We start from the raw sequence: 7506 nt of genomic DNA, 5'->3' as shown, positions 1-7506 counted from the left end.
TTCGCAGGCGCGACCACTGGTATCGAAAGCGAAGGGTGTGGGCTTTTTCATGCGTTCACGACACGACGGCAGCGCGGACGGAGCCACTCCGGTAAACGCATCGCGATCGAGTGACGCGGACTCGCACGTATCTCCGGCCGATCGCGCTCGTGCCCGGGCGTCGCGTCCCGAACGTGCTCCCCGCCCCGAGCGTGCCGCGCGTTCCGAGCGTGCTGCCCGCCCGGAGCGGCGTGGGCGTGGTCGTCGTGGTGTGTTGTTGCCGCAGTTGTTGGTGTCGGCGGTGGAGTCGGCCGGTGATGCGGTGGCGGTGGTGGAGGGTTCTCGGTCGTTGTCGTATCGGGAGCTCGATGCGGTGTCGTCGCGGTGGGCGCGGTGGTTGATCGGTCGTGGGGTGGGGCCGGGGGATGCGGTGGTGGTGGCGGTGCCGCGGTCGCTCGAGTCGGTGGTGGTGTTGTGGGCGGTGGCGAAGTCGGGGGCGACGTTCGTGCCGGTGGATCCGGGTTATCCGGCCGAGCGGGTGCAGTTCATGGTGGCCGATTCGGGTGCGGTGTTGGCGTTGACGGTGGCGTCGGTGGCGCAGGTGGTGGCCGGGTCGGCGGGGTCGGTGCCGGTGGTGGTGGTCGACGAGGTGTCGGTGGCCGCGCAGGTGCGGGGGTTGTCGTCGCGGCCGGTCTCGTATGCGGATCGGGTGCGTTCACTCGAGCCGTCGGATGCGGCGTGGATGATTTATACCTCGGGGTCGACGGGGCGGCCGAAGGGTGTGGTGGTCTCGCATGCCGGTGTCGGTGGGGTGATTGCGGCCGAGCGTGAGCATTTCGGGGTCGATGGCTCGTCGCGGGTGTTGCATGTGTGTTCGCCGAGTTTCGATGTGTCGTTGCTCGAGTTGGGGGTGGGGTTCTCGGCGGGGGCGACGGTGGTGGTGGCGCCGGCGGGGGTTGGTGGTGGTCCGGATCTGGCGGATGTGATTGCGTCGCAGTCGGTGTCGCATGTGTTCATGACGCCGGGTGCGTTGGGGTCGATGGATCCTGCCGGGTTGGATGCTCTGCGTGTGGTGGTCGTGGCGGGTGAGTCGTTCACCCCGGATCTGGTGCGGCGGTGGTCGGTGCCGGGTCGGCGGCGGTTCTTCAATGCCTATGGTCCGACGGAGACGACGATTCTGGCGACCGCGTCGGCGGAGTTGGTGCCCGATGCGCCGGTGGTGATCGGGTCGGCGATCGCGGGGGTGGGGGCGTTCGTGCTCGATGAGCGGTTGCGTCCGGTGCCCGAGGGTGTGGTCGGTGAGTTGTATGTGGCCGGGGCGCAGGTGGCGCGGGGTTATCACGGTCGGTTCGGGTTGACCGCGGCGCGGTTCGTGGCCGATCCGTTCACTCCGGGTGGTCGGATGTACCGGACGGGGGATCTGGTGCGTCGGGGTGGCGATGGGGTGTTCGAGTATGTGGGGCGCAGTGATTTCCAGGTCAAGATTCGGGGGTTCCGGATCGAGTTGGGGGAGATCGATGCGGTGTTGTCGTCGGTGCCGGGGGTCGGTTTCGCGGTGACGGTGGGGGCGGCGTTGGCGTCGGGGGAGTCGGCGTTGGTGTCGTATGTGGTGCCCGAGGCGGGGGCGGTGCTCGATCCGGCGCAGGTGCGCGCGTCGGTGGGGGAGGTGTTGCCCGGTTATATGGTGCCGTCGTCGGTGACGGTGCTCGACGAGGTGCCGCTGACGCCGGTGGGGAAGGTCGATCGGGCGGCGTTGCCGGCGCCGGTGTTCGAGGTGGCCGAGTATCGGGCGCCGCGGACACCGGTGGAGATCGCGGTGGCCGAGGAGGTCGCGCAGGTTCTGGGGGTCGAGCGGGTCGGGTTGGATGATTCGTTCGTCGATCTGGGGGGTAATTCGTTGGCGGCGACGCGGTTGGTGGCGCGGTTGTCGGCGCGGTTGGGGTATCGGGTGGCGGTGCCGGTGGTGTTCGAGACGTCGTCGGTGCAGGAGTTGGCGGCCCGTGTCGATATCGACACCGCCGGTGCCGGTGCCGGGACTGTGGTGTTGGCGGTGCGGGAGCGTCCGGAGCGGGTGCCGTTGTCGTTGGCGCAGCAACGCATGTGGTTCCTCAACCGGCTCGAACCGCACTCCGCCGTGAACAACATCCCTGTGGCCATTCGCCTTTCGGGACGACTGGACACCAACGCGTTGCAGGCGGCGGTCTCCGACGTGGTGAAACGCCACGAATCGCTTCGCACCGTCTACCCCGAGATCGACGGTGTCGGCTACCAGCAGGTGCTGCCCGCCGCGGACGCGGTCGTCGAGGTCCGCCCCGAGATCGTCGACGCCGACGAGGTCCCGGCCAGGGTCGCCGAAGCGGTCACCACCGGCTTCGATGTGACGCAACAGGTTCCGATCCGAGTGCGCCTGTTCTCCGTGGCCCCGGACGAGCACGTGCTCGTCGTCGTGGTGCACCACATCTCCGCCGACGGCTACTCGATGGGACCGCTGACCCGCGACGTGGTGACGGCCTACGCCGCGCGTGTCGCGGGCGGGGAACCCGGATGGGCACCGCTCGAGGTGCAGTACGCGGACTACACACTCTGGCAGCGCGAGATCCTCGGAGACGAGTCCGACCCCGAGTCGCTCATGGCGCGGGAGACCGATTTCTGGAAGCGGACCCTCGCGGATCTGCCGGAAGAGTCGACGCTGCCGTCCGATCGTCCCCGGCCGGCCGTCGCGAGCTATCGGGGTGCCTCACACCGGCTCACCCTCGACGAGCGCGTCCGCGCAGCGATCGCCGATCTGGCCCGCCGCAGCGGCGCAACGGAATTCATGGTCGTCCACGCCGCGCTCGCTGTACTTCTGGCGCGGCTCGGCGGCAACGACGACATCACGATCGGTACCCCCGTCGCCGGCCGCGGCGACGCCGCGCTCGACGACCTGGTGGGCATGTTCGTCAACACCCTGGTGCTGCGTACACCAGTCGAGTCCGGGGCGTCCTTCGGCGACTTCCTCGACTCGGTGCGCACGGCCGACCTCGAGGCGTTCACGCACGCCGACGTGCCGTTCGAGCGGCTCGTCGAGGTGCTCGATCCGCCTCGTTCGCAGGCACGTCATCCGCTCTTCCAGGTCATGCTCACCTTCCAGAACATGCCGGTCTCGCAGCTGGAACTGCCCGAGCTCACCGTCTCCGGTATCGACTTCGACGCGCAGGTCGCCAAGTTCGACCTGCAGGTCACCGTCGCGGATGTCGTCGACGCCGCCGGCGATCCCTCCGGTCTCGTGGTGGAGTTCAACTACGCCACCGAACTGTTCGATCAGCAGACCGTCGCCGCTGTCGCAGAACGGTTCTCGCGGATCCTCCAGGCGGTCACCACCGATCCGCGCATCGCGGTCGGCGACGTGCCGCTCGTCACCGACGACGAACTCGACCGCATCCTCACCGAGTGGAACACGCTGGGCGAATCCGTCCCGGTCGTCGAACCGGCCACGCTGGCTGCACGTTTCGACGCAGCCGTGTGCGCCCACGCCGCGAATGCCGCGGTGACCCACGGCGAGACGACCCTCACGTACGCCGAGCTCGGTGCCCGCGCGAACCGGATCGCACGCCGGCTCGTCGGCGCCGGCGTCGGACCGGGAACTCTCGTCGCGGTGGCCCTGCCGCGGACCGAGGACCTCGTGGTCGCCCTCACCGCGGTCGTGCTCTCCGGCGGCGCCTACCTGCCGATCGACACCGCTCACCCGCAGGACCGTGTGCGGTACATCCTCGACCAGGCGCGGCCCCGCGTGATCCTCACCTCCGATGCACTCGGAGACGAGCCCGGAGCGGAGGCGTTGCGCGGCAGCGGAATCGAGATGCTCGATGTCGCCGACGCACAGAACGACGACTCGGTCTCGGCCGATCCGCTCACCGACGCCGACCGGATCGCATCGCCGCAACCGGACGATCTCGCGTACGTCATCTTCACCTCCGGTTCGACCGGCCGCCCCAAGGGTGTCGCCGTCACGCACCGGAACGTGCTGACCCTCTTCGCCAACGCCGAGCCCCGCTTCGGCTTCGGCCCGGACGACGTGTGGACGCTGTTCCACTCCTACGCCTTCGACTTCTCGGTGTGGGAACTGTGGGGACCGCTGCTGTACGGGGGCCGGCTCGTCGTCGTCGACTACCTCACCTCCCGGTCACCCGAGCTGTTCGCGCAGCTCGTGCGGCGCGAGGGCGTCACGGTGCTCAACCAGACGCCGTCGGCGTTCTACCAGTTCGACGAGGCCGATCGCACTCTCGCGGCCGACACGGCACCGCTCGCGCTGCGCTACGTCGTCTTCGGCGGCGAGGCACTCGACCCGGCCCGGCTCGCGGGCTGGTTCGATCGTCACCCCGCCGGCCCACAACTGGTGAACATGTACGGCATCACCGAGACCACGGTGCACGTGTCGTACCAGCGCATCGACCGCGCCCTCGCGAAGGCCGGTGCCGCCAGCGCGATCGGACGCTCGCTTCCCGGATTGGACGCCTACGTCCTCGACCGGCGTCTGCATCCCGTGCCCGCCGGCGTGCCGGGGGAGCTGTACATTTCCGGCGACCAGCTCTCCCGCGGATATCTCGGACGCCCCGACCTGACGGTCGCGCGCTTCGTCGCGAACCCCTTCGGTCGCGGTCGTCTCTACCGCACCGGCGACATCGCGCGGTGGAACGGCGAAGGCATCCTCGAATACGCGGGCCGCAGCGACTCGCAGGTCCAGCTCCGCGGCTTCCGTATCGAACTGGGCGAGATCGAGTCGCAGCTGCTGCAGGCTCCGGGGGTCGCACAGGCGGTCGCAATGGTCCGGGACGACGGACTCGGCGAACGTCTCGTCGGTTACGTCGTCGCCCGCACCGGTGAAACCGTCGATCCGGCCGCGGTGCGCGCGCACGCATCCGAATTTCTCACGGGGTACATGGTTCCCGATGTGGTGACCGTGCTCGACGAACTGCCGCTCACGGTGAACGGCAAGCTCGACCGGCGCGCTCTCCCCGTGCCCCGCATCGACATCGACGCCGATCGTTTCCGCGAACCGGCCACCGAATCGGAACGGATCGTCGCGCAGGTCTGGGCCGAGGTGCTGGGTATCGAACGCGTCGGTGCCGACGACTCGTTCTTCGACCTCGGCGGCAACTCCCTCGTCGCGACACGGGTCGTCGCCCGCATCAACGAGGCGACCGGAGCGAGCCTGGCCATCCGGGAACTGTTCGAAGCTCCCACCGTCGCGGGTCTGGCGGCGCGCGTCGATGGCGGCAGTTCCGATCGCGCGGTGCCGGAGCTCGTCGCACGGCCGCGTCCCGATCGCATCCCGCTCTCGCTCGCACAGCAGCGGATGTGGGTGCTCAATCAGCTCGACCCCGGTTCGTCCACCTACAACATCCCCCTGGCGATTCGGCTGCGCGGAAACCTCGACACCGAGGCACTCGCAGCTTCCGTGCGCGATGTGGTCGAGCGCCACGAGACACTGCGTACCGTCTACCCGTACGACGATCACGGTCCGTACCAGCGGATCCGGTCCGTCGACGCGGTCGAGGAACTGACGGTCGTCACCGCGGGTACCGAGGGAGAGGCGTTCGAGGCGGTCGTGGAGGTCGCGTCGCAGGGCTTCGATGTATCCACAGACGTACCCGTGCGGGGCCGGTTGGTCTCGCTCACGCCGGACGACCACGTCCTCGTGCTCGTCGTGCACCACATCTCGGCGGACGGTGCGTCGCTCGCACCGCTCGCCCGCGACCTCGTGTCGGCGTACATCGGGCGCATCTCCGGCAGCTCCGTCGAGCTCCCTCCGCTCGAGGTGCAGTATGCGGACTTCGCGCTGTGGCAGCAGGACGTGTTCGGGGACGCCGACGATCCGGCATCGCCTGCGGGGAAGCAGCTCGACTACTGGCGTGAACGCCTGGCAGGGGTGCCGGACCTGCTGGACCTTCCCGCCGACCGGCCACGACCCGCACAAACCAGCACCCGCGGTGCCACGACCATGATCGATGTGTCCGCGGATACCCGTGCTCGCCTCGACATTCTCGCCTCGGAACATCGTGCCTCGCTGTTCATGGTGGTGCATGCCGCTCTCGCGGTGTTGCTGTCGAGACTGAGCAGTTCGCGCGACGTCGTGATCGGGACGGCAGTGGCCGGGCGCGGTGCTCGGGCACTCGACGACGTGGTCGGCATGTTCGTCAACACGCTGGCACTGCGCAGCGACGTCGACCCGGCCACGGCGTTCGACGCCCTGCTCGACACGGTCCGAGCCGGCGACCTCGAAGCCTTCGCGAATGCGGACGTGCCGTTCGAGCGTGTCGTGGACGAACTGGGGATCGCTCGTTCGAGCTCCCGGCATCCGGTCTTCCAGACGGTGCTGTCCTTCCAGAACCTCGACCCCGTGCGTATGGAACTGCCGGAGCTGACCGTCGAAGCGCTCGACACGGGAGAGCTCTCCGCCAAGTTCGATCTGCAGGTCACGGTGGAGCCTCGGGAGGACTCCGCGAGCGGGCCGGGTGGGATGGCCGTTGCCTTCACCTACGCGACCGATCTGTTCGACGCGGACACCGCGGAGGCCTACGCGCGTCGATTCGTGGCGGTGCTCGACGCGGTGGCCGCCGATCCCGCCGCGGTGGTCGGGGACATCGATATCCGGACCGCTGACGAGGTCGCGGTGGTCACCGGTGCCCCTCGCGCCGTGCCGGAGTCGTCTTCGCAGGTCCCCGATACGACGATCGCCCAGGAACTGCGCGTTGTGGTCGAATCGGATCCGGACGCTCCTGCCGTCGTGTTCGGCGAGACCGAGTCGACCTTCGCGGAGGTCGAGAAACGATCCTCTCGGTGGGCGCGGCATCTGATCTCGCTCGGTGCGGGTCCGGGCGAGACCGTCGCCGTTGATGTCCCCGCCGGAATCGACCTGGTGACCGCGATCTGGGCAACCGTGAAGGCGGGGGCCGCGATCGCGGTGGGGACGTCCTCCGAGGCTCGTTGGATTCTCACGACCTCACAGCGCACCGCCGACGGCTCGGCGGTTCTGCTTCCGATGGACGACCCGGAACTGGTGTCGAGGGTGTCGGTGCAATCGGAGCGCCCCGTCGCCTACACCGAGCGCACGTCCGTCCTCCGTGCCGGGGACCCTGCGCTGAGGCTGCCGCAGGGCGACCTCACTCAGGGAGGTGCGGTGGCTGCTCTTCGCCGCGATCACACCGAGTTCGGTCTCACCTACGATGCTCGGATCCTGGTGTCAGGGCGGGCGGCAGACCCCTGGTCGGTATATGCGGTGCTCGCTGCCGCACTGGCCGGTGCTGTCGTGATCGTTCCCGAAAACCGTGACGATCTCGCCCGTGCTGCGGAAGAGGAATGGGTGACACACGCATTCGTTCCCGGTGATGCGGTGGCCGACCTCGTCGGCTGTGCGGATCTCGAGTTCGTCTCGGTCACGGACGGGATCGGGACGGCGGCTTCCGAATCGGTCGACGCCACCATCTGCGCGAGAACTCACCCGTGGTCGTCCGGTTCATGATCGACTTCTCGGGGTGACACTCAGGA

The 7506-nt window shown here is 68.7% G+C and carries 1 protein-coding gene; it reads left to right on the top strand.

Annotated elements, in window-relative coordinates:
- The first annotated feature begins 49 nt into the window (after window positions 1–49).
- On the top strand, window positions 50–7480 hold the full coding sequence (locus tag K3M35_RS10405) for a non-ribosomal peptide synthetase (protein WP_220666388.1): 7431 nt from the start codon (window positions 50–52) through the stop codon (window positions 7478–7480).
- Window positions 7481–7506: the final 26 nt, after the last annotated feature.

The organism is Rhodococcus sp. DMU2021 (assembly GCF_019641445.1).
Lineage (GTDB): Bacteria > Actinomycetota > Actinomycetes > Mycobacteriales > Mycobacteriaceae > Rhodococcus > Rhodococcus pyridinivorans.
This window is presented reverse-complemented; position numbering and strand designations above follow the sequence as displayed.